Annotated in this window: 26 protein-coding genes; 12 read left to right on the plus strand and 14 right to left on the minus strand. The window is 74.9% G+C overall.

Features of this window, described 5'->3' with window-relative positions:
- Nucleotides 1–65 precede the first annotated feature (65 nt).
- Genes ACFQ11_RS11710 through ACFQ11_RS11725 form a run of 4 tightly spaced genes read left to right on the plus strand, consistent with a single transcriptional unit; the run spans nucleotide 66 to nucleotide 3137 of the window.
- Nucleotides 66–1154 carry a sensor histidine kinase gene (locus ACFQ11_RS11710; protein WP_378298166.1) on the plus strand — a complete coding sequence of 363 codons (1089 nt, stop codon included), beginning with the start codon at nucleotides 66–68 and terminating at the stop codon, nucleotides 1152–1154.
- Nucleotides 1151–1801 carry a response regulator gene (locus ACFQ11_RS11715; RefSeq protein WP_378298168.1) on the plus strand — a complete coding sequence of 217 codons (651 nt, stop codon included), beginning with the start codon at nucleotides 1151–1153 and terminating at the stop codon, nucleotides 1799–1801. The genes ACFQ11_RS11710 and ACFQ11_RS11715 overlap by 4 nt, the downstream gene beginning before the upstream one ends.
- 29 nt (nucleotides 1802–1830) lie before the next feature.
- Nucleotides 1831–2232: a BlaI/MecI/CopY family transcriptional regulator gene (locus ACFQ11_RS11720; RefSeq protein WP_449193556.1), complete on the plus strand. Its 402-nt coding sequence runs from the start codon at nucleotides 1831–1833 to the stop codon at nucleotides 2230–2232.
- The gene (locus tag ACFQ11_RS11725) at nucleotides 2229–3137 is read left to right on the plus strand and encodes a M56 family metallopeptidase (protein ID WP_378298169.1); all 909 of its coding nucleotides are present in this window, start codon (nucleotides 2229–2231) and stop codon (nucleotides 3135–3137) included. The genes ACFQ11_RS11720 and ACFQ11_RS11725 overlap by 4 nt, the downstream gene beginning before the upstream one ends.
- A gap of 161 nt (nucleotides 3138–3298) precedes the next feature.
- On the opposite strand, the gene ACFQ11_RS11730 is transcribed toward ACFQ11_RS11725, so the two are convergent.
- Both ACFQ11_RS11730 and ACFQ11_RS11735 read right to left on the minus strand, forming a co-directional pair.
- Nucleotides 3299–4750: an MFS transporter gene (locus ACFQ11_RS11730; protein WP_378298171.1), complete on the minus strand. Its 1452-nt coding sequence runs from the start codon at nucleotides 4748–4750 to the stop codon at nucleotides 3299–3301.
- 72 nt (nucleotides 4751–4822) lie between these two features.
- Nucleotides 4823–5311: a MarR family winged helix-turn-helix transcriptional regulator gene (locus tag ACFQ11_RS11735; protein ID WP_378298172.1), complete on the minus strand. Its 489-nt coding sequence runs from the start codon at nucleotides 5309–5311 to the stop codon at nucleotides 4823–4825.
- A 227-nt stretch (nucleotides 5312–5538) separates the two neighbouring features.
- On the opposite strand from ACFQ11_RS11735, the gene trpS reads away from it, so the two are divergent.
- Entirely contained in the window at nucleotides 5539–6579 is a 1041-nt protein-coding gene (gene trpS, locus ACFQ11_RS11740) for a tryptophan--tRNA ligase (protein WP_378298174.1), read from the plus strand.
- 45 nt (nucleotides 6580–6624) lie between these two features.
- On the opposite strand, the gene ACFQ11_RS11745 is transcribed toward trpS, so the two are convergent.
- From ACFQ11_RS11745 to ACFQ11_RS11755, 3 genes are read right to left on the minus strand one after another with little or no spacing between them, the layout of a single operon-like run.
- Entirely contained in the window at nucleotides 6625–7230 is a 606-nt protein-coding gene (locus tag ACFQ11_RS11745) for a TetR/AcrR family transcriptional regulator (RefSeq protein WP_378298176.1), read from the minus strand.
- Nucleotides 7217–8158, minus strand: coding sequence for a saccharopine dehydrogenase NADP-binding domain-containing protein (locus ACFQ11_RS11750; RefSeq protein ID WP_378298178.1), 942 nt, complete (start codon nucleotides 8156–8158; stop codon nucleotides 7217–7219). Before ACFQ11_RS11750 ends, ACFQ11_RS11745 begins: the two co-directional genes overlap by 14 nt.
- Nucleotides 8155–8967 carry a class I SAM-dependent methyltransferase gene (locus ACFQ11_RS11755; RefSeq protein ID WP_378298179.1) on the minus strand — a complete coding sequence of 271 codons (813 nt, stop codon included), beginning with the start codon at nucleotides 8965–8967 and terminating at the stop codon, nucleotides 8155–8157. The genes ACFQ11_RS11750 and ACFQ11_RS11755 overlap by 4 nt, the downstream gene beginning before the upstream one ends.
- Before the next feature lie 123 nt (nucleotides 8968–9090).
- Here ACFQ11_RS11755 and ACFQ11_RS11760 point away from each other — a divergent pair, with 123 nt between their 5' ends.
- Both ACFQ11_RS11760 and ACFQ11_RS11765 read left to right on the plus strand, forming a co-directional pair.
- Nucleotides 9091–9729 carry a TetR/AcrR family transcriptional regulator gene (locus tag ACFQ11_RS11760; RefSeq protein WP_378298181.1) on the plus strand — a complete coding sequence of 213 codons (639 nt, stop codon included), beginning with the start codon at nucleotides 9091–9093 and terminating at the stop codon, nucleotides 9727–9729.
- On the plus strand, nucleotides 9719–10828 hold the full coding sequence (locus ACFQ11_RS11765; RefSeq protein WP_378298183.1) for a winged helix DNA-binding domain-containing protein: 1110 nt from the start codon (nucleotides 9719–9721) through the stop codon (nucleotides 10826–10828). The genes ACFQ11_RS11760 and ACFQ11_RS11765 overlap by 11 nt, the downstream gene beginning before the upstream one ends.
- 9 nt (nucleotides 10829–10837) lie before the next feature.
- On the opposite strand, the gene ACFQ11_RS11770 is transcribed toward ACFQ11_RS11765, so the two are convergent.
- Together ACFQ11_RS11770 and ACFQ11_RS11775 are read right to left on the minus strand one after the other, a co-directional pair.
- Entirely contained in the window at nucleotides 10838–11326 is a 489-nt protein-coding gene (locus ACFQ11_RS11770) for a MarR family winged helix-turn-helix transcriptional regulator (protein ID WP_378298185.1), read from the minus strand.
- Between the two features lie 108 nt (nucleotides 11327–11434).
- Nucleotides 11435–12274, minus strand: coding sequence for an NAD-dependent epimerase/dehydratase family protein (locus tag ACFQ11_RS11775; RefSeq protein WP_378298187.1), 840 nt, complete (start codon nucleotides 12272–12274; stop codon nucleotides 11435–11437).
- Nucleotides 12275–12544: 270 nt separating this feature from the next.
- Here ACFQ11_RS11775 and ACFQ11_RS11780 point away from each other — a divergent pair, with 270 nt between their 5' ends.
- The gene (locus tag ACFQ11_RS11780) at nucleotides 12545–13057 is read left to right on the plus strand and encodes an O-acetyl-ADP-ribose deacetylase (RefSeq protein ID WP_378298189.1); all 513 of its coding nucleotides are present in this window, start codon (nucleotides 12545–12547) and stop codon (nucleotides 13055–13057) included.
- On the opposite strand, the gene ACFQ11_RS11785 is transcribed toward ACFQ11_RS11780, so the two are convergent.
- From ACFQ11_RS11785 to ACFQ11_RS11795, 3 genes are all read right to left on the minus strand, one after another.
- Nucleotides 13054–13533: a universal stress protein gene (locus ACFQ11_RS11785; RefSeq protein ID WP_378298191.1), complete on the minus strand. Its 480-nt coding sequence runs from the start codon at nucleotides 13531–13533 to the stop codon at nucleotides 13054–13056. The two genes, ACFQ11_RS11780 and ACFQ11_RS11785, sit on opposite strands and share 4 nt — an antisense overlap.
- Nucleotides 13534–13608: 75 nt before the next feature.
- Nucleotides 13609–14400, minus strand: a complete 792-nt coding sequence (locus ACFQ11_RS11790; RefSeq protein WP_378298193.1) for a TIGR03084 family metal-binding protein — start codon at nucleotides 14398–14400, stop codon at nucleotides 13609–13611.
- A gap of 7 nt (nucleotides 14401–14407) precedes the next feature.
- Nucleotides 14408–16081 carry an AMP-binding protein gene (locus tag ACFQ11_RS11795; protein WP_378298195.1) on the minus strand — a complete coding sequence of 558 codons (1674 nt, stop codon included), beginning with the start codon at nucleotides 16079–16081 and terminating at the stop codon, nucleotides 14408–14410.
- 97 nt (nucleotides 16082–16178) lie between these two features.
- Here ACFQ11_RS11795 and ACFQ11_RS11800 point away from each other — a divergent pair, with 97 nt between their 5' ends.
- Complete coding sequence (locus tag ACFQ11_RS11800) at nucleotides 16179–17006, plus strand: methyltransferase domain-containing protein (protein WP_378298197.1); 828 nt, start codon at nucleotides 16179–16181, stop codon at nucleotides 17004–17006.
- Here ACFQ11_RS11800 and ACFQ11_RS11805 read toward each other — a convergent pair.
- A complete protein-coding gene (locus tag ACFQ11_RS11805; RefSeq protein WP_378298199.1) occupies nucleotides 17003–17800 on the minus strand; it encodes an SDR family NAD(P)-dependent oxidoreductase in 798 nt (265 codons plus the stop codon). The two genes, ACFQ11_RS11800 and ACFQ11_RS11805, sit on opposite strands and share 4 nt — an antisense overlap.
- Before the next feature lie 133 nt (nucleotides 17801–17933).
- Between ACFQ11_RS11805 and mshA the strand changes: the two genes are divergently transcribed.
- Genes mshA through ACFQ11_RS11820 form a run of 3 tightly spaced genes read left to right on the plus strand, consistent with a single transcriptional unit; the run spans nucleotide 17934 to nucleotide 20589 of the window.
- On the plus strand, nucleotides 17934–19217 hold the full coding sequence (mshA, locus tag ACFQ11_RS11810) for a D-inositol-3-phosphate glycosyltransferase (protein ID WP_378298200.1): 1284 nt from the start codon (nucleotides 17934–17936) through the stop codon (nucleotides 19215–19217).
- Nucleotides 19214–19705: a type III secretion system chaperone family protein gene (locus ACFQ11_RS11815; RefSeq protein ID WP_378298201.1), complete on the plus strand. Its 492-nt coding sequence runs from the start codon at nucleotides 19214–19216 to the stop codon at nucleotides 19703–19705. Before mshA ends, ACFQ11_RS11815 begins: the two co-directional genes overlap by 4 nt.
- 26 nt (nucleotides 19706–19731) lie before the next feature.
- Nucleotides 19732–20589: a phosphoglyceromutase gene (locus ACFQ11_RS11820; RefSeq protein WP_378298203.1), complete on the plus strand. Its 858-nt coding sequence runs from the start codon at nucleotides 19732–19734 to the stop codon at nucleotides 20587–20589.
- Nucleotides 20590–20639: 50 nt separating this feature from the next.
- On the opposite strand, the gene ACFQ11_RS11825 is transcribed toward ACFQ11_RS11820, so the two are convergent.
- From ACFQ11_RS11825 to ACFQ11_RS11835, 3 genes are all read right to left on the minus strand, one after another.
- A complete protein-coding gene (locus ACFQ11_RS11825; RefSeq protein ID WP_378298204.1) occupies nucleotides 20640–21422 on the minus strand; it encodes an FHA domain-containing protein in 783 nt (260 codons plus the stop codon).
- Nucleotides 21423–21441: 19 nt separating this feature from the next.
- On the minus strand, nucleotides 21442–22788 hold the full coding sequence (locus ACFQ11_RS11830; RefSeq protein ID WP_378298206.1) for a serine/threonine-protein kinase: 1347 nt from the start codon (nucleotides 22786–22788) through the stop codon (nucleotides 21442–21444).
- Nucleotide 22789: 1 nt separating this feature from the next.
- Nucleotides 22790–23912 (minus strand): outer membrane protein assembly factor BamB family protein (locus ACFQ11_RS11835; protein ID WP_378298208.1); only part of this gene is annotated, 1123 nt, incomplete at its 5' end.

A 23912-nucleotide genomic window follows, 5' to 3' on the forward strand; every position in this document is an offset into this window, starting at 1 on the left:
TGTGGCCCGTGGGATTAAGCCCGTGGGCCAATGTGCGGCGGGGGCGCGCTCGTTACGATCGGCGCATGTCGTTGGATCGCCGGGTTCTGTGGGCCGTCCTGGTCTGGTGCGCGGCGGGGCTCTACCCGGTCGTCGTCTTCGTCACGTTCGCCTCCGCGTCGGCGGGTTACGGCGAGCTGGAGGTGCTGCTGACGGCCGCGCTGACGGCGCTGCTCCTCGGGATGCTGCCGCGGTGGCCGCTGCCGGTGTTCGCCGTGCTGGTCGTGAGCTGGATCGGCGCGCTGACGGCCGAGCAGAACGGCGTGGTGCTGCTGCTGCACGTGCTGCTGATCGACGGCGGGCTCGCGTACGTCGCGTCGGTGCGGTCCCGGCGGGTGTCGCTGGCCGCGGCCGCGGTGGCGCTCCTCGTCCAGCTCGGCTGCGCCACGGTGTTCGTGTTCGCCGACGAGACGCTGCTGCTCTCGGTGGCGCTCGCGGCCGTCGTCGCGTGGACGGCCGGGAACTCGGTGCGGGCGCGGCGGAAGCACGCGGACGCGCTGCGGGCGCGGGAGACGGAGCGGGCGGTCGCGGAGGAGCGGCTGCGGATCGCGCGGGAACTGCACGACATGGTGGCGCACAGCGTGGGGATCATCGCGATCCAGGCGGGGGTCGGGGGACGGGTGATCGAGACGCAGCCCGCGGAGGCGCGCAAGGCGCTCGACGCGATCGAGGCGACGAGCCGGGACACGCTCGCGAGCCTGCGGCGGATGCTGACCGGCCTGCGCCGGGAGGGGGCGCTCGGCCCGGCGCCGGGGCTGGGCGACCTGGAGCGGCTCGCGGCGGCGACGCGCGACGCCGGGGTGCGGGTGGACGTGCGGCGCACCGGCGTGCCGCGGGACCTGCCGTCGGACGTCGACCTGTGCGCCTACCGGGTGGTGCAGGAGGCGCTGACGAACGTGGTGCGGCACGCGGGCGTCGCGGACTGCAGGGTGACGATCGGGTACCGGGAGGACGGCCTGGAGATCGAGGTCGCGGACGAGGGGAGCGGCGGGACGGTGGGGTCCGGGTTCGGGATCGTCGGGATGCGGGAGCGGGTCGCGCTGCTGCGGGGCGAGTTCACGGCGGGGCCGCGGCCCGGGGGCGGGTTCCGGGTGGCGGCGAGGATCCCGGCGTGACGGTCCGGGTGCTGCTCGTGGACGATCAGCCGCTCGTCCGGGCGGGGCTGCGGGTGCTGATGGCCGACACGTCCGACCTGGAGATCGTGGGGGAGGCCGGGACGGGCGCGGAGGCGGTGCGGCTGGCCGGCGAGACGGCGCCGGACGTCGTGGTGATGGACGTCCGGATGCCGGACATGGACGGCATCGAGGCGACGCGCCGCATCTCGGGCGCGCGGGTGGTGATGCTGACGACGTTCGACGACGACGAGTACGTCTACGGGGCGCTGCGGGCGGGCGCGAGCGGGTTCCTGGTGAAGGACATGGCGCTGGAGGAGATCCTCGGCGCGATCCGGGTGGTGGCGCGCGGCGACGGGCTGATCGCGCCGAGCGTGACGCGGCGGCTGATCGCGGAGTTCGCGGCGCGCCCCGAGCCGGCGCCCGCACGCCGGGCGCGTCCGGTCGAGGGGGTCACCGGGCGGGAGCGGGAGGTGCTGACGCTGGTGGGGCGGGGGCTGACGAACCGGGAGATCGCGGACGAACTGGTGATCAGCGTCGCGACGGTGAAGGCGCACGTGGCGCGGCTGCTGGCGAAGCTGGACGCCCGCGACCGCGTCCAGTTGGTGATCATCGCGTACGAGCAAGGCCTGGTGGCCCCGGAGGGCTGATCGTCTACCGGCTGTAGTACTACGCGGAGGTGTCGGATAACCTGGGCTTTGTGAAGGGTCTGGGAGAGCTTGAACGCACGGTCATGGAGGTCCTCTGGGCGCGGGAGGACGCCGGCTCCGGCGCCGCCACCGCGCGGGACGTCAGCCGTGCGCTGGCGGGCGACCGGGATCTCGCCCACACGACCGTCATGACGGTTCTCGACAGGCTCGCGAAGAAAGGCTTCCTCGAGCGCGAGCGCGACGGCCGCGCGTGGCGGTACCGTCCGGTGGAGAGCCGGGAGGGGTACGTGACCGAGCTGATGCTGGGCGCGCTCGAGGAGACGGGCGACCGGGACGCGGCGCTCGTGCACTTCGTCCGATCGGTCTCGAGCGACGAAGTCGACGTGCTCCGCCAGGCGCTGGCGGCCCTCACAAAGGAACCACCGGCATGACCGGCACCGCCCTGCTCGCATTGATCTCCCTGGGGACCGTCGGCGGGGCGCACGCGCTGGCCCGCGCACGGTGGACGTGGCGGACCCCGCGCATCGGCATCGCCCTGTGGCAGGCCCTCGGCCTGTGCTGGGGCGTCGCCACGATCGGCGCCATGCTCGGGCTGGCGCTGTTGCCGTACCAGAGCGGCGTGGCGGGCGGGCTGCCCGGCCTCTACAACGACGGGGCCGCCAGGCTCGACACCGTCCACATGGCCGCGCTGCTCGGCGCGCTCAGCCTCGCCGGGGTGCTGCTGGTGATGCTGGCGTTCGCGGTGGTGCGGGTGGTGCGGGCCCGGCGGCGGCACCGGGCGCTCCTCGCGCTGGTGTCGCGCCGCGACTCGGCCGTCCCCGGCACCCTCGTCCTGGATCATCCGGGCGCCGCGGCGTACTGCGTGCCGGGCGTCCGCTCGTCCAAGGTGGTGGTGAGCGCCGGGACGCTGGAGCTGCTCGACACGGCGGAGCTGGCCGCGGTGCTCGCGCACGAGCGGGCGCACGCGCGCGAGCGGCACGATCTGGTGCTGCTGCCGTTCGCGTCGCTGCGGCAGGTGTTCCCGCAGTTCCGACTGGTGGGCCGGTGCCTGGACGCGGTGGAGCTGCTGATCGAGATGGCCGCGGACGACCGGGCCCGGTCGGGGCGCCCGCCGCGCGAGCTGGCGACGGCGCTGCTGCGCTTCGCCGCGGCCCGCCCGGCGGCGGCGCCCTCGGGGACGCTCGGGGTGGCGTCCCGCGACGACATCCCGGTGATGGCCCGGGTGAACCGGCTGCTGGAGCCGCGCCCGCTGCCGCGCGCGACGCGGCTGGCCGCGACGGCGGCGGTGCCGGTCGTCGCGGGCCTGCCGCTGCTGCTGATCGTCCTGCCGCACTGACCGCGCTCCACGTCAGTCCGCGAGGACGGTCCCGTAGAGCCGGTCGACGTGCAGGCGGGCGAGGTCGTCCTGGGAGGCGGGCTTCGGGCCGGGTCCCTGGCCGGGGCCGTAGCGGGTCATGGTGTGCTCCTTCATGGTCGGTGCGGCCGGTGGGCGGCGGTTCAGAGAGTGACGGACGGGACGGACGGCTCGGCGGGCGCGGGGGCGTCCGGGCCGGGCCTCGGGGCGCGCAGGACGAGCGCGGCGACGGCGATCGCGGCGGCGAGCAGGGCCGCGGCGACGCCGAACGCGAGCCGGTATCCGCCGGTCAGCGCGGTCGCCGCGGTGTCCCCGGCCGCGAGCAGGGTGTCGGTGCGGGCGGCGGCGAGCGTGGACAGCACGGCGACGCCGATCGCCATCCCGATCTGCTGCGCGGTGTTGAACAGGCCGGAGGCGAGGCCCGCGTCCTCGGGACGGGCGCCGGACATCGCGAGGCCGGTCAGCGCGGGCATGACGAGCCCGCCGCCCGCGATCAGCAGCATCGGCGGGAGCAGGTCGGCGGCGTACGCGGCGTGCACCGGGACGCGGACGAGCAGGGCGAGCGCGGCGGCGAGCAGGACGAGCCCGGTGAGCAGGACGGCGCGTTCGCCGAACCGGCGGGCGAGCCGGGCGTAGCCGAACAGCGAGATCGTCCCGATGGCGACGGCGGCCGGGAGCATCGCCAGGCCGGTCTGCAGGGCCCCGTAGCCGAGGACCTTCTGCATGTAGAGGGCGACCATGACCTGGAACGAGAACATCGCGGAGAACGTGAGGATCTCGACGGCGTAGGCGCCGGAGGCGGTGCGGGAGCGCAGGATGCGCAGCGGCATGAGCGGCGTCCGGGCCTTCGCCTGCCGGGCGAAGAAGCCCGCGAGCAGCGCGATCGCGAGGGCGCCGAGGCCGAGCGTGCGGGGGGCGGCGGCGCCGTACTGCTCGATCTTCACGACGGTGTAGATGCCGAGCATCAGCCCGGACGTGACGAGCAGCGCCCCGGCGACGTCCGCGCCGGCGGCGAGCCCGGCGCCGCGGTCGCGGGGGAGGGCGGGCAGCGCGAGCAGGATCGTGACGAGCCCGATCGGCAGGTTGATCAGGAAGATCCAGTGCCAGTTCAGGGCGTCGGTGAGAACCCCGCCGAGCACCTGCCCGACGGAGGCGCCCGCGGCTCCGGTGAAGCTGAAGATCCCGATGGCGCGGGCGCGTTCGGCGGGCTCGGTGTAGAGGGTGACGAGGATGCCGAGGACGACCGCGGCGGCCATCGCGCTGCCGACGCCCTGCAGGAAGCGGGCGGCGATGAGGACGGCGGGGCCGGTGGCGGCGCCCGCGAGCAGCGACGCGGCGGTGAAGACGATGTTCCCGGCGAGGAACATCGCCTTGCGGCCGACGAGGTCGCCGAGCCGTCCGGCGAGCAGCAGGAGGCCGCCGAACGCGATCAGGTAGGCGTTGACGGTCCAGCTCAGGCCGGTGGCCGAGAAGCCGAGGTCGTGCTGGATGGCGGGCAGCGCCACGGTGACGATCGAGCCGTCGAGGATCGTCATCAGCATCGTGGCGGACAGCACGCCGAGCGCGGTGCCGCGCGCTCGCAGGGCAGTGTGCACGGGTCTCTCCCATCGCGGAACGATGAGAGGGACACTAGCAGATAGTTTTGTTAGAGACGATCTATTGGCGGACTATTTGGTGTGCTCCCGGGCCCGCCGCACCGGCCGCGGGCTCTCCACGGGGCGCGCGAGATGCCCGGTGACCAGCCGCTCCAGCGCGCGGACGAGCACGTCCCGTTCGTCGTCCGGAAGCGAGCCGAGGGCGTCGCCGTGCACCCGGTCGACGACCCGCTGGCTCTCGGCGGCGACCCGCGCGCCCTTCTCGGTGACCGCGATGATCCGCGCGCGCCGGTCCCGCGAGGACGGCCGCCGCTCGGCGAGGCCCGCCTTCTCCAGGGCGTCCACGGTGACGACCATCGTGGTCTTGTCCATGTCGCCGATCTCGGCGAGCTGGATCTGCGTCCGCTCCTCCTCGAGGGCGTGCACGAGGACGCAGTGCATCCGCGGCGTCAGCCCGATCTCCGCGAGCGCCGCCGTCATCCGGCTCTTCAGCGCGAGGCCGGTGTGGTCGAGCAGGTAGGACAGGTCGGTCTCGGTGCTGGACGGTGCGAGTGCGGTCATGCCGCCAGCGTACCCAGTTGGTCCCGAAGCGGATTATCCCGTGACGTTCGCATTCGCGCGGGGTACCCTGGCGGGCATGCAGCGAACCGCGTGCCTCGGCTGGTGGCCGTCCTAGGACGGCCGCACGATCACGCGATCACCAACGCGAGGGCCGTCCCGCCGGACGGCCCTTCTCCTTTCCCCGTGCGGGGCCGCCCGGCGCGGCGGCCGGGAAAGGAGACACCGCCATGGACCCCGTCGTCGACGCCGCCGAGCGGCGCACCCGCGAACTCGAGGAGCGCATCGCCGCCGATCCCGCGGCGTTCCGCGTCCTCACCGGAGACCGCCCCACCGGACCCCTGCACCTCGGGCACTACTTCGGCACCCTCGCCAACCGGGTGCGGCTGCAGCGCCTCGGCGTCGACGTGTTCGTGCTGATCGCCGACTACCAGGTGCTCACCGACCGGGACGTCGCCGAACGGCTCTCCGAGCACGTCGAGGGCCTCGCCGCCGACTACCTCGCCATCGGGATCGACCCCGCCGACGCGACGATCTTCCAGCACAGCGCCGTCCCCGAGCTGAACCAGCTCATGCTGCCGTTCCTGTCCCTGGTGTCGGTCGCCGAACTGGCCCGCAACCCGACCGTGAAGGACGAGATCGCGGCGTCGTCCCGGCCGGCGGTGAGCGGGCTGATGTTCACCTACCCGGTGCACCAGGCCGCCGACATCCTGTTCTGCAAGGCCGACCTCGTGCCCGTCGGCAAGGACCAGCTCCCGCACCAGGAGGTCACCCGGACGGTCGCGCGCCGCTTCAACGAGCGCTACGGGCCCGTCTTCCCCGTCCCGGACGCGCTGCTGTCGGACGCGCCGAACCTGCTCGGCACCGACGGGCGGAAGATGAGCAAGAGCCGCGGCAACGCGGTCGCCCTGTCGGCGACCCCCGACGACACCGCCCGGCTGCTCGGGCGCGCGGTGACCGACGCCGACCGGCGCATCACCTACGAGCCGGACGCCCGCCCCGGAGTGTCGAACCTGGTGCACCTCGCCGCCCTCTGCCAGGGCCGCGACCCGCACGACGTCGCCGCCGACATCGGCGACGGCGGCGCCGCGGCCCTGAAGAAGGTCGTCATCGAGTCGGTGAACGAGTTCCTGCGGCCGATCCGCGCCCGCCGCGCCGAGCTCGCCGCCGACCGGACGCACCTGCGCCGCGTCCTCGCCGAGGGGAACGCGCGGGCCCGCGACGTCGCCGCCCGGACCCTCGCGGAGGTGCGGGAGGCGATGGCGGCCTGACGCGGGGGCGGCCTGACACGGGGGCGGCCTGACACGGGGGGCGGCCTAGCGCGGGGCGATGCCGTGCAGGACGGTCGCGACGACCTCGTCCACCGCCACCGGGGCCGGCTCGCGCGCACCCAGCAGCGCCGACAGGACGGCCTCGTGGCACACCCCGACGATCATCGACGTCGCGGCGGCCGGGGACGCGTCCGCCGCGACCCGGCCGAGGTCGCGCTCGGCCCGCAGGTAGGCGTGCAGGCGGTCGTGCCACGTCTCGCCCGGTTCGTGGACGGCCGCGAACCGGGCGAGCACGTCGGGCCGCGCCGTCAGCCCGGCGAGCGCGGGCAGCAGCGCGCGGTGCAGCGCGAGGCCGTGCTCGACGTGCGCGCGCAGGTTCGCGGCGAGCGTCCCGGCGCCCGGCTCGGGGAGCGGCCCCAGCTCCCGCTCGACGCGCAGCACGCGCGCGTGCAGGGCCAGCGCCAGCAGCTCCTCCTTGCCGTCGAAGTGGTTGTAGAGGACGCCGTCGGCCACGCCCGCCTCGCGCGCGATCGCCCGCACGGTCAGGCCCGCCGCGCCGCGCTCGGACATCATGCGGTCGGCGGTCGCGATCAGGTGCTCGCGCAGGGTCCGGTCGCCGTCCCGCAGCGCGGCGGCTTTACGTGGTGACATCACCGGCATCGTATTCGTGGAGCTCGAACCCGTGTTCCGCCAGTTCGTCCAGGAAGCGGGGCCCGGCGGCGGCCTCCAGGTGCCGCACGCCTCGCGGCGTCCCGTCCAGCCGCCGGACGGCCAGGGCCGCCACCAGCCCGGACGCCCGGCTCTGCCGCCGCCCGGTCAGCGCGGCGACCCGCCCGCCGGACGCGGCGGCGACCGCGAAACCGTCCCCGCCGACGTGGACCCGCTCGGCGGCGGCCCGCAGCAGGCGGGCGTTCCGGAAGCGGGCGGCGCGGGGGAGGAGCGCGGTCACGGCGCGGGAATCGAGGGCCAGGCCGGTACGGACCCGTCCGGGCAGCGTGTACTGGTCGGGGAACGGGAAGCGGTGGACGCGGCGCGTGCCGAACGGCGGCGGGAACCGCATCGTCCACGACTCGTCCAGGTCGCGGAGCGCGCCGAGGGAGCCGAGCGTCCACGCGACGGCGCTCGGCCCGTGCCGCTCGCCCGAACCGAGCAGGACGCCGATGTCGACGGGCCGTCCGGTCCCGGCGAACCGGTGCGCGAGCAGGTTCGTGACGCCGGGCGCGAGGCCCACGCTGACGACGACGGAGGCGCCGTTCGCGGCGGCGAGCCCGTCGAGGTCCTCGAGGCGGCGGAGGATCTCGCGGGACGCCGTCACGTCGACGTAGTGGACGCCGCGTTCGGCGCACGCCCGCGCGACCCGCGCGTTCTCCCGTTCGGCGCACATCACGACGGCGTCGGCGTCCAGGATCGCGTCGAACGGCTCCCGCAGGTCGACGCGCATGGGGACCGTTCCCGGCACCGCGCGGGCCTTCGCGAGGTCCCGGCCCGCGACGACGATCTCGGGCACGTGCCCGCGCAGGCCCGCGACGACCTCCCGGCCGACCGCCCCGTAGCCGCCGAGGACCACCGCCCGCCTCACCGGCGCGCCGTGATCAGGCCGGCCGTGGTGCGCAGCCGGACGGCGCCGTCCCGCTCGAACGGACGCAGCGCCCCGGTGAGCGTCGCGACCAGTTCGTCGCTCTCGCCGTAGTTGTAGCGGATCGGCCCCCACCCGGCGAGGAACGCCGCGGCGTCGGCGGCGTCCCGGCCCCACACCTGCTCGGCCTCGACGCGCCGGTTCGTCACGGCGCGGAACCCGGCGTCGCCGAGGATCGCGGCGGCGCGGCCGGGGTCGGCGAGGGACAGCGGCCCGTCGTGCCCGATCGCGGGCCGCGGGAGCGCGGGAAGGGCGGCGAGGACCGTGCCGAGGTCGCTCTCCTCGGGCGGGGCCATGACCACGAACGCCGCCCGCCCCCCGTCGGCCGCGAGCGCGCGCCGCACGTTGCCGAACGCGGCGACGGGGTCGGCGAAGAACATGACTCCGAACCGGCTGATCGCGACGTCGAACCCGCCGTCGGGGAACGGGTACAGCTGCGCGTCGCCCTGCTCGAACCGGACGTTCCCGACGCCCTCCCGCTCGGCGAGGTTCCGCGCGCGGGCGAGCATCGGCGCCGACAGGTCGACGCCGGTCGCGGCGCCGAGGTGCGCGCGCTCCGCCGCGAGCCGGGTGACCTGCCCGTTGCCGCAGCCGATGTCGAGGACGCGGTCGCGCGGGCCGATCGCGGCGGCGTCCAGCAGGTGCGGGTTGAAGCCGCTGTTCACGGCGTCGTAGCGGGCGTGGTGGTCGGCCCAGTGCGTTCCCTCGTACCCGTTCCACGCCTCGGCCTGGTGCTTGTTGACGGTCTCCACGGCTGTCCCTCCGTTATGAACACACGTTCATGAACATGGGTTCATGATCCTCCGGCGGGGCCCTGGCGTCAACCCCCCGCTCCGGCAGTAGAACGGAATTGTTCGTTCCCGTACGATGGCGGCATGGAGAGCACGGCAGCGGCGCCCATGAGCGGGCGCAAGGCACAGGCGGCGCGCAACGACGAACTGATCCGGGAGGCGGCGCGCGCGGTGTTCACGGCGGACCCGGGCGCGCCGATCTCCGCGGTGGCGGAGCACGCCGGGGTGGGGATCAGCGCCCTCTACCGCCGGTACCGGAGCAAGGAGGTGCTGCTCCAGCACCTCGCCGACGAGGGGATGGACCGCTATCTCGCGGAGGTCGAGCGGGCCCTCGCCGACGACGGCGACCCGTGGGAGGCGTTCGCCGCGTTCATGCGCCGCTGCCTGGACATCGGCGCCGGCTCGCTGACGATGCGGCTCGCCGGGAACTTCGAGGTCACCGAGGAGATGAGCCGCAAGGGGCAGACGATCCACCAGGCCACGGAACGTCTCCTGGAGCGGACGAGGCGGGCCGGGGCCCTGCGCCCCGACATCACGGTCGGCGACGTGTCGGTGCTGCTCGAGCACCTGCACACGATCCGGATCGGCGACGACGCCCGGATGAACCGCCTCCAGCACCGGTACCTCGCCCTCATGCTGGACGCCCTGCGCCTCACGGACGCGGAGGAGCTCCCCGGCCCCCCTCCCGGCTGGCAGGAGCTGCGGGGTCGCTATGACGACTGACGGGGAACGGGTCCTCGGGAAGCGGGAGCTGAACCGGGCGCTGCTCGCCCGGCAGATGCTGCTGCGGCGCGAGCCGGTGGGGGCGCTGGAGGCGATCGAGCGGCTCGTCGGGATGCAGGCGCAGGCGCCGAACCCGCCCTACATCGGGCTGTGGAGCCGCCTGGAGGGGTTCGGCTTCGACGAGGTGTCGCGGCTGCTCACCGAGCGGCGGGCGCTGCGGATCGTCGTCATGCGCGGCACCCTGCACCTGGTGAGCGCCCGCGACGCGCGCGCCCTGCGCCCGCTGACCCAGCCGATCCTCGACCGGGCGCTGGCCGGGCCGATGGGCCGGGACCTGGACGGCGTCGACCTGCGGGCGGTCGTGGCCGCGGCGCGCGCGCTGCTCGAGGCGGAGCCGCGCTCGGACAAGGAGCTGCGGGGCCTGCTGGCCGAACGGTGGCCCGAGCACGATCCGGCGCTGCTCGTCTGGGGCGTCCGGTGCGTCCTGCCGCTGGTGCAGGTGCCGCCGCGCGGCCTGTGGGGGAAGGCGGGGACGGCGCGGCACACCACGCTCGACGCGTGGCTCGGCGACGGCCCGGCCGTGGAGCCGTCCCTCGACGAGCTGGTGCTGCGGTACCTGGCGGCGTTCGGGCCGGCGAGCGTGCAGGACGTCCAGCACTGGTCGGGCCTGCCGGGGCTGCGCGAGGTCGTGGAGCGGCTCGAGCCGAAGCTCGTCCGGTTCCGGGACGAGCGGGGCCGCGTCCTCCACGACCTGCCGGAGGCCCCGCGGCCGGGGCCGGACGAGCCCGCGCCCGTCCGGTTCGTCCCGGAGTTCGACAACCTGACCCTCGCGCACGCCGACCGGGCCCGGATCGTTTCCGAGGAGGACCGCAGGCGGATCTTCACGGTGAACGGGATCATCCGCGCGACGTTCCTCGTGGACGGGTTCGTCCACGGCATGTGGAAGGCGGAGAAGCGGCGCGGCGCGGCGACGCTGCGGATCGACCCGTTCGCGCCGGTCCCGGGGCCGGAGCGGGCGGCCCTGGAGGAGGAGGGCCTGCGGCTGCTCGCGGCCGTCCATCCGGGCGCGAAGGCGCACACGGTCGAGTTCGCGGACTGAGCGCGGGCGTCAGCCCTCGCCGCGGGCGCAGGGCGCCTCGCGGTGCGGGCCGAGCGAGTCCAGCAGCGCGCGCAGCGATTCGCGGAACCGGAGCATCTGGTCGCGGGTCAGCGGGTCGAACAGGTGCCGCCGGACCTCGGCGACGTGGCCGGGCGCGGCCTCGACCAGCACGTCGAGGCCGGCGTCGGTCAGTTCGGCGATCGTGGTGCGGCGGTCGGCGGGGTGCTTGGTGCGGCGCACCCAGCCGGCCGCCTCCAGCCGGTTGACGGCGTGCGAGAGACGGCTCGGGGACGAGTGGACGAGCTCCGCGAGTTCGGACATCGTACGCGCGCGCCCGGGCGACTCCGAGAGCATCGCGAGGATCATGTAGTAGGCGTGCGGCATCCCCGAGTCGCGCTGGAGCTGCCGGTCCAGGGCCTCGTTGAGCAGCCGCGACGTCCACAGGAACGCGCGCCAGGTCTCCTGCTCGTCGTCGTCGAGCCACGGGGGGTCCGCCATGCCGCCAGTCTAGGCGAGTCGTTGAACCCTCAAGTCTTGAGGTTTCAACTTCCCGGCGACCCCATCACGCTTGTCACGTTCCGTCCGAAATGAAGGGGAACGCGTGGATCAGCTGGTGCCCATCTCGGCGAACCCGGTCCGCCAGGACTTCACCCGCGGCTCCCAGCCGAGCTTCCGCGCCTTCGCGTTGGACACCGGACGGCCCGTCGCGGCGGCGTGCCGCGCGCCGCGCGGGGTCGGGGCGCCGAGCGCGGCGGTGTAGACCGGCAGCCACTCGTTCGTCGTGGCGGGCTCGTCGTCGACGATGTTGACCGGCCCGGCGGGCCAGTCGAGCGCGGCGAGCGCCGCCGCGGCGGCGTCGTCGGCGTGCACGAACGACGTCCACGCCGGATTCGGCCGCATGTTCCCGGCCTTGACCCGCGCGGCGATGGCGCCGTCCGGGGCGTACCAGGTGCCGGGCCCGTACAGCGCCCCGTAGCGCAGCACGACCCCGTGCGGCATCTCGGCGACCGCCTTCTCCAGCGCGGCGATCCCCGAGTAGGGCGGCAGCTTCGCGTTCAGCTCGTCGGACTCGACGGCGGGCTCGTCGCCCGGCACGTACAGCCAGGCGATGCTCTGCGCGATCATCGTCCGCACGTCCGCGTCGAGCGCGGCGTCCACCAGGTTCCGGGTGCCCTCGATCCGCAGGTGCGAGTTCGCCTCGAAATTCTCGGCGGACAGGTCCGTGAGCTGGTGCATCACCACGTCCGGGCGCGCCGACGCCACCGCGTCGCGCACCGACCCGGCGTCCAGCGCGTCCATCACGACCGGCGCGGCGCCCAGGTCGGCGATCGACCCGGTGCGCTCGGAGTGGCGAGTCGTCCCTGCGACCTCGTGGCCCGCCTGGACGAGCAGCGGGATCAGCCGGCGGCCGATGACTCCGGTCGCTCCGGCGAGGAGAATCTTCAAGGGGGTAACCTCCACGGCTTCACGCCATCGCGGGTCGTTTCACGGCAGGATAGGCAGACTCTCTTCCCAGGTCACGCCCACCTCCGGCGGTGGACGCGCCGGCCACGCCCGAACGCGGGGCCGGATGCGGGGATGGACGGGCGGTTCCGCCCCCGTTGCCCGTCCGCCACCGAGGGTACCGCCGCCGGGCGCTCCGGTGCGTTTTGCGCACCGGGCGGTGGAGAATTCTTCTGTTCCGGCGGGATTCTCAGAGCGGAGGACGCGGCGAGCATGGAGATCACTCTTGTCCTGGGCGACATCACCGAGGAGCGCGTGGACGCGGTGGTGAACGCGGCGAACTCCTCCCTGCTCGGCGGGGGCGGCGTCGACGGGGCGATCCACCGCAGGGGCGGGCCGGAGATCCTGGACGAGTGCCGCAAGCTGCGCGCCTCCCACTACGGCGGCGGGCTCCCCACCGGGCAGGCCGTCGCGACCACCGCGGGCGCGCTGCCCGCCCGCTGGGTGATCCACACGGTCGGGCCCGTGTACTCCGCCACCGAGGACCGCGGTGACCGGCTCGCCTCCTGCTACCGCGAGTCGCTGCGGGTCGCCGACGAGCTCGGGGCCGCGTCGATCGCGTTCCCCGCGGTGTCGGCGGGCGTCTACGGCTGGCCGATGGACGACGCCGCGCGCATCGCGGTCGGCACCGTGCGGAGGGCGCCCACGCAGGTCACCGACGTCCGGTTCGTCCTGTTCAACCGGGACGCGTACGCGGCGTTCGCCCGCGCGCTCGACGCGCCCTAGTCCTCCGCGCCGTCCGCGTCCTTCGCGGGCGGCACGATGAGGACGGGCCGCTGCACGTGGTGCAGGACGCGCGTCGAGGTGCTCCCGAGCAGGACCGACCGGGCCCGCGACAGCCCCCGCGACCCGGTGACGACGAGGGAGGCGTCCAGTTCTTCGGCGACGTCCACGATCGCCGCCCAGATCGGGCCGCCGCTGCGCTCGGCGCGCGGCGTCACGTCCGGGAGTCCCGCGGCGGCGGCCAGCTCGGCGCCCTTCGAGGCGAGCCGTTCCGCCTGTTTCTCCTCCTCGAACTTCTCGCGGTCCCGGGTCTGCATGACGACGGGGGCGGCCGCGGCGATCGGCGCCCAGGTGATCTGCGCGACCAGCGGCTCCCAGACGGAGAGGATCACGGCCGGTTCGGGCCGGAGGTGCCGCGCGGCGTACTCGACGGCGGCGCGGGAGTCGTCGGAGCCGTCGAAGGCGATGAGAACTGTCATGTCCTCCACGTATCCGCAGAAGACGGTCCCGAACGCCCGCGGCGGTGGGAGGCGCCGCTCGGCCCGCCGCCGCGCTCAGACGCCCCGCCCCGGCTTCGGGTCCGCGCCGGGCGTGCCCGCGAACGCCTGCGCGATGCCGAGCCAGCGGTCCGCGTCGGGCCCGTCCGCCGTCACTGCGAGGTCGTCGCGGTGCCGCCGCCGGGTCACCAGCATGCAGAAGTCCAGCGCCGGGCCCGTGACGGACTGCCGCGCGCCCTCCGGCCCCCACGTCCACACCTCGCCGGACGGGCCGGTGAGCTCCACCCGGAACTCCTCGGCGGGCGGGGTGAGGCCGCGGTTGCCGAACGCGAAGTCGCGCGCGCGGACGCCGATGTGCGCGACGTGCCGGAGCCGGTGCGTCGGCGCGCGCCGCACGCCCAGCGCCTCGGCGACGTCCTCGCCGTGCGCCCACGTCTCCATCAGCCGCGCCGTCGCCATGGACGCGGCGCTCATCGGCGGCCCGAACCACGGCAGCTTCGTGCCCGGCGGAACGGCGGCGAGCGCCGCGCGCATCCGGCGGCGGCCGTCCCGCCAGCGGGCCAGCAGCGCGGCCGGGTCCTCGGCGGCGCCCGCCGCGGCGCCCTCCTCGACGAAGGCGGGGCCGTCGGCGATCGCCCGCTCCAGCAGCGCGGGGAACGCCGCCGGGTCGGTCGCGGCGACGTTCGCCTGGTCGTCCGTCCACGCCAGGTGCGCGATCTGGTGGGCGATCGTCCAGCCCTCGGCGGGCGTCGGATCGGCCCACCGGGCGGCGGGCAGCGGCGCGACGAGCGCGTCCAGGGAGTCGTTCTCGGCGGTCAGATCCGCGAGCAGCGCGTTCACATCCGGCATTCCGCCACTATTCCCCGGTCTCGCCCGGCCCGTCGAGGGAGGTTTCCACCAACTCCCGGGCCGCCGCGTAGTCGGCCTTGCCGTTCGGCAGCCGCAGCGTCCGCCCGGTGCGCACGAACGCCTTCGGGATCTTGTAGCGGGCGAGGTGCGGAGCGCAGCCGTCCCGCAGCGCCGCGTCGTCCGGGGCGTCCGCCGGGCCGACCACCGCGACGATCTCGCTGCCCCACCGCTCGCTCGGCCGGCCGAGGACCAGCGCGTCCGTGACGCCCGGCAGGCCCCGCAGGACGGTCTCGACCTCCTCCGCGAACACCTTCTCGCCGCCGGTGTTGATCGTGGTGGCGTCCCGGCCGTGCACCTCGACCGTCCCGTCCGCGAGCAGCCGCGCCCGGTCGCCGGGCACGACGAGCCGGTCGCCGTCCACGGTCAGGAACGTCGCGGCCGTCTTCTCCGGCGCGTTCAGGTAGCCGAGCGGGATCGAGCCGCCGCCCTTGGCGAGCCAGCCCAGCTCGTCCTCGCCGGGTGCGAGGCGGCGCGTCCGGTCGGCGCTGAGGACGGCCGCGCCCGGGTGCAGCGCGAACCGCGCGTCGGCGCCCTGCCGGGTCACCGAGAAGCCGCTCTCGGACGAGCCGAGGACGTCCACCAGCCGCGCCCCCGGGGCCAGTTCCAGCAGCCGCCGCTTGACGCCCGGGCTGATCCCGGCCGCCGAGTTCAGCAGCGTCCGCAGGGACGACAGGTCGCGCGGGCGGCGCTCCAGCGACTCGACGATCGGGCGCGCGAACGCGTCCCCGACGATCGGCATCCGGGTCGCGCGCTCCCGCTCGGCGACGTCCATCAGGTCGTCGGCGTCCAGCCCGTCCACCCGGTGCGGGAAGATCACGCACGCGCCGCCGCACCAGCCGCCGAGCGCCGACCAAGTGCCGCCGCCGTGCATCATCGGCGGCGCCACCAGCACCCGGTGCCCGCCCCGGACGGCCCGCGCCACGGCCTCGCCGACGTCGGTGAGCGCCGCGCCGTCCCGGCGGCGCGCCTGGAACGGGCCGTGCATCAGGTCGCCGATCCGCCACAGCACGCCCTTCGGCATGCCGGTCGTCCCGCCGGTGTAGAGGATCTGCAGGTCGTCCGGCGACGGACGGACGCCGGGGGGCGGTTCGGCGGACGCGGCGGCGAGCGCGTCCTCGTAGCCGAGCGCGCCCGGCGCGAGCGGCGCGCCCGAGTCGTCCGCGACCTGGAGCAGCAGCGGCGGCGCGCCGCCCAGCCGCTGCACGACGCGCTCGACCTGCCCCGCGAACCGCGCGTGGTACAGGATCGCGGCGGGCCGCGCGTCGGCGAACAGGTGCGCCAGCTCGTCGTCCACGTACCGGTAGTTGACGTTGAACGGCGCCACCCGGGCCTTGTGCGCGCCGACCAGGCCCTCCAGGTACTCGGGGCCGTTGTGCAGGTACAGCGCGAGATGGTCGTGCGGCGACTCCCACGGCTCGTGCGGCCCGTCCCGGCGGCCGAGCCCGTGCGCGCGCAGGACGTTCGCGAGCCGCCGCGTCCGGTCGGTGACCTCGCGCCAGGTCATCCGGCGGTCGCGCCACACCAGGCACTCGCGGTCGGGGATCGCGGCGGCGACGGCCTCGTGCAGGGTCGCCAGATCGAGCTGCTGCTCGGCGAGCCGCGGCTCGGCGGACTGGGGCATCGGCGGTCCTCCGGGGATGGTCGTGGGCACCCGGAATCACCGTAACCCAATGCTTACCGAATCTCATTCGGCAGGGTGGTCGCGAGACGATGTCCCGATGGCCCGACCGCAGAAGCCGCAGGGGGAGCCGACCCGCGGCACCACCGCGCCCAACCGGCTCCGCCGCGTCGACCGCTGGATCGCCGCCACCCAGCGGCCCGCCCTCCGCCAGTACGACGGCACCGCCGTCCGGCCGCTCGCCGTCGACCTCGGCTACGGGGCGTCGCCCGTCACCACGTTCGAGCTCTACACCCGGCTCCGCGCCGTCGCACCCCGCCTGGACGTCGTCGGCATCGAGATCGACCCCGACCGGGTCGCGGCCGGGCTCGACTTCCTCGCCGCCACCGGGCCCCACGAGGGCCTGTCGTTCCGGCGCGGCGGATTCGAGCTGCCGGTGCCGCGCCCGCCCGTCCTCGTCCGCGCCCTCAACGTCCTGCGCCAGTACGACGAACCCGCCGCCCGGCGCGCCTGGGACGGGCTGCGCGGCCGGCTCGCGCCCGGCGGCGTCCTCGTCGAGGGCACCTGCTCCGAGACCGGGCGCCGCGCCGTCTGGGTCGCCCTCGACCGCGACGGGCCCCGCACCATCACGTTCGCCGCGCACCTGCCGACCCTCGACCGCCCGTCGTCCCTCGCCGAACGGCTCCCGAAGACGCTCATCCACCGCAACGTCCCGGGCGAGCCCGTCCACGCGCTGCTCACCGCGTTCGACCGGGCCTGGGCGACCGCCGCGCCGCACTCGGCGTTCGGGCCGCGCGCCCGGTGGGTGGAGGCGGTGCGGCTGCTCGCGGGCACGCATCCCGTGCTGACCGCACCGCCCTACGGGGGCCGCCGCCGCTGGCGCCTCGGCGAGGTCACCCTCCCCTGGACGGCCGTCGCCCCGCGCTAGCCCTCGCGGTGCAGCTTGTACGGCGCGGCCTGCACGCGCGGCTGCACGTCGATCCGGTCGATGTTCACGTGCGGGGGACGCGTGACCGCCCACGCGACGCAGTCGGCGACGTCCTCGGCCACCAGCGGCTCCGGCACGCCCTCGTACGGCTTCTCGGCCTTCTCCGCGTCGCCCTTGAACCGGACCAGCGAGAACTCCTCGGTCTTCACCAGGCCCGGCGCGACCTCCGTGATCCGCACGGGCTCCGCGACCAGCTCCAGGCGCATGACCTCGTTCACCGCGTACGCGCCGAACTTCGCCGCGTTGTAGCCCGCGCCGCCCTCGTACGCGACGTGACCCGCCAGCGAGGTGATGTTCACGACGTGCCCCGCGCCGCTCTCGATCAGTTTCGGGAGCAGCGCCTTGGTGACCCGGACGAGGCCCAGCACGTTCGTCTCGTACATCGTGCGCCAGTCGTCCAGGTCGGCCTCGGCCACGGCGTCGAGCCCGACCGCGCCGCCCGCGTTGTTCACGAGCACGTGGCAGCCGCCGACCGCCGCGGCGAGCGCGTCCACCGACTCCTGCGACGTCACGTCGAGCGTCACCGGCACGACGGCGCCTCCGGGGCCGGCCGGTCCCGGCCGGCCGCCCAGGGTCGTGCCCGGCACCTCGTCCGTGATCTTCTTCGCCAGCTCGTCGAGCCGGTCGCGGCGCCGCGCCGCGAGGACGACGTTGAACCCCTCCGCCGCCAGCCGCCTCGCCGTCGCGGCCCCGATGCCGCTGCTCGCTCCGGTCACCACCGCCGTTTTCCGCATGCGTCCAGCCTCTCAGGCGGCCGGGGGCGGGCGCCGGTGAGGTCGCTCACTGTCGGAGAATGTCGCAATTGAAGACCATCTTCGGGGAACACCCGGCGCGGTGGATAGGTTGCACTACCGGAGGTGGTGTCCGGTGCCGCGTCGTATCAACCGGGTTGCGACGGTAAGTCTTCATACGTCCCCTCTTGATCAACCGGGGACCGGTGACGCCGGCGGCATGAACGTCTACATCGTCGAGACCGCCAAACGCCTCGCCGAACGCGGCGTCGAGGTCGACATCTTCACCCGCGCCACGTCCCGCGCCCTCCCGCCCGTCGCCGAACTCGCCCCCGGCGTCCTCGTCCGGCACGTCGTCGCCGGGCCCTTCGAGGAGCTCGACAAGACCGACCTCGCCCGGCACCTGTGCGGCTTCACCTCCGGCATCCTGCGGGTCGAGGCCGCCCACGACCCCGGCCACTACGACCTCCTGCACACCCACTACTGGCTGTCCGGGCAGGCCGGTGACGCCGCCAAGCGCCGCTGGGGCGTCCCGCTCGTGCACTCCATGCACACGATGGCCAAGGTCAAGAACGCCGCCCTCGCCGACGGCGACAAGCCCGAACCGGACGCCCGCGTACTCGGCGAGGAACAGGTCGTCGCGTCCGCCGACCAGCTCGTCGCCAACACCGCCAAGGAGGCGCGCGAGCTCATCGACCTCTACGGCGCCGACCCCGCGCGCGTCGCGACCGTCCGGCCCGGCGCCGACCTCCGCCTGTTCCGCCCCGAGCGGTCCCCGCGGCGCGGCGGCCCCGCCCGCCGCCGCCTCGGCCTGCCGCGCGACGCCTACGTCCTGCTGTTCGTCGGCCGCATCCAGCCGCTCAAGGCCCCGGACGTCCTGCTGCGCGCCGCCGCGCGCATGCTCGCCGACGACCCGTCCCTGCGGTCCCGGCTCGTCGTCGCCGTCGTCGGCGGCCCCTCCGGCTCCGCCCGCTGCCGCCCCGAGGGCCTGCAGACGCTCGCCGCCGAGCTCGGCATCTCCGACGTCGTCCGGTTCGAGCCCCCGTCGCCCCAGGCGGAGCTGGCCGACTGGTACCGCGCCGCCGACGTCACGGTCGTCCCCTCGCACTCGGAGTCGTTCGGCCTCGTCGCCGTCGAGTCCCAGGCGTGCGGCACGCCCGTCGTCGCGTCCCGCGTCGGCGGCCTCTGCACCGCCGTCGCCGACGGCGAGTCCGGCGTGCTGATCCCCGGGCACGACCCCGCCGACTACGCGGCCGTCCTCCGCCGCCTCGAGGACCCCGCCGTGCACGCGCGCCTCGCCCGCGGCGCCGTCCGACACGCCCGCTCCTTCGGATGGGACGCCACCGTCGACGCGCTCCTCGACGTGTATACCGGTGCCATGTCCCGTCCGACCGCACTCGTCCCGCAGGTGACCGTATGAACCCCGTCGAGACCATCCGGCAGACCCTGCGCGACGCCGAGCTCGAGTTCGACGAGCCGCGCGACAGCGCGTTCTTCGTCAAGCTGCCCGGCAAGCGCAAGCTCGCCACCATGACGTGGCTGATCGTCGGGGACCACAGCCTGCACGTCGAGGCGTTCTTCTGCCGCCGTCCCGACGAGAACCACGCCGAGTTCTACCGGTTCCTCCTCGAGAAGAACGGCCGCATGTACGGCGTCGCGTTCGCGCTCGACGACGTCGGCGACGTCCACCTCGTCGGGAGGCTGCCGCTCGCGTCGATCAGCCCCGACGAGATCGACCGGGTCCTCGGCTGCGTCCTGACCTACTCGGACGAGAACTTCGACAAGGCCCTCGAACGCGGGTTCAAGACGTCCATCCAGCGCGAATGGGACTGGCGCGTCAAGCGCGGCGAGAGCCTCGCCAACCTGCAGGCGTTCGCGTCGTTCGCCGACCCGGCGAATCGTGACTGAACCGGCGGCTCGATAAGCTCTGCACCATGGCGACCCTGGTATTGCTCCGGCACGGTGAAAGCGTCTGGAACGCCGAAGGACTGTTCACCGGGTGGGTGGACGTGGACCTGTCGGCGAAGGGCGAGAGCGAGGCCACCCGCGGCGGCGACCTCCTCCTCGACGCGGACATCACCCCCGACGTCGTGCACACGTCCCTGCTCAAGCGCGCCATCCGCACGGCCAACATCGCGCTCGACGTGGCCGACCTGCTGTGGATCCCCGTCCGCCGCTCCTGGCGCCTCAACGAGCGCCACTACGGCGCCCTGCAGGGCAAGAACAAGGCCCAGACGCGGGAGCAGTACGGCGAAGAGAAGTTCATGACCTGGCGCCGCTCCTACGACACCCCGCCGCCGCCGATCAAGGACGACGACCCGCTGTCGCAGGTCAACGACCTCCGCTACGCCGAGCTGCCGTCCGAGCTGATCCCGCGCAGCGAGTGCCTCGCCGACGTCATCGACCGCATGCTGCCGTACTGGTACGACGCGATCGTCCCCGACCTCTCCGCCGGGAAGACCGTCCTGGTCGCGGCGCACGGCAACTCCCTGCGCGCCCTCGTCAAGCACCTCGACGACATCTCCGACGACGACATCGTCGGCCTCAACATCCCGACCGGCATCCCGCTCGTCTACGAACTCGACGACGACTTCGCCCCGCTCAAGCGCGGCGGCGAGTACCTCGACCCGGCCGCCGCGAAGGCCGCCATCGAGGCCGTCAAGAACCAGGGCGCCGGGAAGTCCGCGCCCGGCAAGGACGCCCCGAAGCCCCCGGCCCCCGCGAAGGGCAAGGACGCGAAGCCGGCCGGCAAGGACGCCAAGGACAAGCCCCGCCGCGGCCGCCGCAAGTAAGGCCCGCCGGCCCGCGACGCCGCCCGCACCCGGCAGGTGCGGGCGGCGCATCACTCCTCCAGCCGGAGCAGGTCCGTCTGGACGAGCGCGGCGCGGACGAGGAGCGCCATGATCAGGTTGTGGTTGAGCGCGTTGCCGATCGGCGGCGGGATCTCCTCCTCGCGGAGCCCCGGAACGTCCTCGCTGAGCCGCAGGCGCACCTTCTCGACGACGCGCTGCGCCCGCTTGACGTTCCACCCCTCGTCCGGACGGGCGACGTTCAGCTCCTCGGCGACCTGCGCCCACGTGAGCGGCGCCGGGTTCGGCTCCTGCGCGAGGTAGCGGCGCGCCAGGCACGCGAGGACGAGCCGTTCGACGTCGTCCCGCAGCAGCGAGCCGTCCGGGTCGGCGGTGGGGAGTTCGGGGAGGTCCGGCGGTTCGGCGCGGGAACGCGCGGCGATGCGCGTCTCCAGCAGGTGCTCCTGCTCCGGGCCGATGACGAACAGGGGCGTGTAGGCCGTGGGGAGCTCGGCCTCGTGACCGTCGAGCACCAGCCGGTCGGGGAAGCGGATGGCGCGCTTGCCGGTGTTGTAGAGCATCCAGCGCGAGCCGTCGTGGCGGATCAGGCCCTGCCGGCGGCTGACGTGCCGGTCGTTCGCGCCGACGCAGATGTGGACCTCGGGCTCGCACCGTCCGAAGACCACGGTGAACCCGGCGTCCGGCGCGACCCGCATCCCGCCGTTCGGCCCGCGGACGAACAGGGTGCCGGGGGCGGCCGGGGGGAGCCCGTAGGCGAGGCCGGGGCCGTCGGCGGGGAGGAAGTCGACCTTCCGGGTGGCCGCTGTCAGCGCCATGATCGCATCCTTCTCTCGCTCAGAAGACGCCCCTGGCGCCGCCGTTGCCCTGGCCGACCAGGGTGCCCCGGCCGTTGGGGCGGCCGTTCACGAAGACGCTCCAGTGGATCTCGCCGCCGCCGCTGACGATCTCCAGTTCGTACGCGGTCCGCGGCACCGAACCCGGGACGGGCACCGTCGTCTCCCACGGCAGGTCGACGTTCTCCACCGTCGTGGACTCGCCGTTCACCGTGTACGTCAGCGACGTGACGTCACCGTCGCCGCTCAGCTCGAACCGCAGCTCGCCCGCCGGTGCAGGGGACGCGCTCGTGGCCGGCGCGGCGGTGGGCGCGGACGGCGGTGCGGAGACAGCCGCGGGGTCCGCCGGGCCGTCGCGCCCCTGGAGGACGGCGACGGCCGCGACCGCGACGGCGACGACCGCGACCGCGACGACGGCCGCGCCACGGGGGACGCGCGGCCGTCGCGCGGCGGGGACCGGCGGGTTCGCGGCTTCCCGCCGGCGCCGGTCGATCTCGGCCGCGATCGGGCCCGGCCACGCGGCCGTCCCGGACGGCTCCGCCGCCAGCCGCTCCGCGATCCGCTCCGCGGTCGGACGCCGGGACGGCTCGCGCTCCATGCAGTCGGCGATCAGCGCCCGCAGGGACTCGTCGGGCACCCGGTCGAGGCGCGGCCGCTCCGACCGGACGCGGAGGAGCTGCTCGTGCCACGAGTCCCCGCCGAACGGCTCCCGGCCGGTGCACGCGTACAGCAGCGTCGCGCCGAACGTGAAGACGTCGCTCGGCGGCCCGGCCGGCTCCCCCGCGGCCTGCTCGGGGGACATGAACCCGGGCGCGCCCGGCGGCGCCCCCGAGGTCGTGATCGTGGCGGCGTCCAGCGCGCGGGCGATCCCGAAGTCGATCACGCGGGGGCCGTCCGCGGTCAGCAGGACGTTCGCGGGCGTGAGGTCGCGGTGGACGATCCCGGCGCGGTGGATCTCCACCAGCGCGTCCGCGACGCCCGCCGCCAGGTACCGGACGACGCCGGGCGGCAGCGCGCCCCAGGACCGGACGGCCTCGCGCAGCGGCACCGACGGCAGGAACTCGGTCGCGAGCCAGGGGACCGGGGCGTCCGGGTCGGCGTCGACGACCGGTGCGGTGAACCCGCCGCCGACCGTCCCGGAGAGTTCGGCCTCGCGCCGGAACCGCTCCCGGAACGCGGGGTCGGCGGCGAACTCGGCGTGCACGAGCTTGACCGCCACGGCCCGTCCGGCGGCGGACCGGCCGAGGTAGACGGTGCCCATGCCGCCCGCGCCGAGCCGCGCGAGCAGCCGGTACGCGCGTCCCGACACCTCGACCGAGCGGGGATCGTCGCGTTCGAGAGCCTGCACGTCATCCTCCGGGGGAATCGGGCGGGACGATCGCGCGCACGTGCCCGTCCGCCGTCGCGACGTGCACCAGCCCGGCGACGCTCGCGGGCGCGCCGCGCCGGATCTCCTCCGCCGCGTAGATCCAGCGGACGCGGCCGTCGGCCGCGTCCAACGCGTACAGTGTGCCGTCGCTGCACGCTGCGTACAAGATCCCCCCGGCGAGCCGGAACGCGGTCGACTGGGCGCGCGGGACGTCCTCCAGCCGCGCGACCCGGCGCGACCAGGCCGTCCGTCCCGTCGCCGCGTCCAGGGCGAGGACCTCGCCGTCCGCGCCCTCCAGGTAGACGCGCCCGCCGCCGAGCCGCGCCGTCCACGCGGCCGCGTTCCGGTGCGTCCAGGCGGTCCCGCCGTCGGCGGCGCGCAGCGCGTGGAGCGTGCCGAGCCGGTCGCAGGCGTACACCGTGTCCCGGCCGGCGATCAGGTGGTCGCCGTACTCCATCGCCCGCCGCCACCGGCGCTTTCCGGTCGAGACGTCGAGCGCGGCGAGCGAGGTCGCCGTCGCCGCCACCACGAGCCCTCCGCCCGCGGTGACCGCGTGCAGATCCTCCATGGGCTCCGACGTCCAGCGCCGCCGCCCGTCGTCGCGGCCCAGCGCGCCGATCTGCTCGGCCGGGTCCCTCCCGTGCCGCGAGATGCGGAAGCAGACCACCGGGCCGGACGCCGTCAGGTCGCCCGGGCCCTCGAAATACTCGAAGTCGTCGACGAAGTCGTACGTCCAGCGGGTGCGACCGGAGGACGCTCGCACGGCGCGCACCCGTTCGCCCTTCACGTCCGTCAGGTACACGTCGTCACGGGCGGTGTCCTTGCCGGTCCGGGCGACGGTGCCCGTGCGCTCCCACACCACCGTGCCGTCGCGCGGATCCAGGGCCCGGACGTCGTTGTCCACGCTCTCGTCCGTGCTGCCGGACGCGTTCACGAGGAGCAGGCCGCCCGCGACGTCCAGCCCGAGGTCCTTGCCGGTGAACGCCCGCCGCCATCCCGGGGCGCCCTCCGGGGGCGGGCCCGCCGGCCGTTCCGGGGCCGCGGCGCCCGCGCCGCCGCCCGCAGCGCCGACGTCGTCGGCCGCGCCCCGCACCAGCGGCACC

The sequence above is a fragment of the Actinomadura sediminis genome (assembly GCF_042675525.1).
Lineage (GTDB): Bacteria > Actinomycetota > Actinomycetes > Streptosporangiales > Streptosporangiaceae > Spirillospora > Spirillospora sediminis.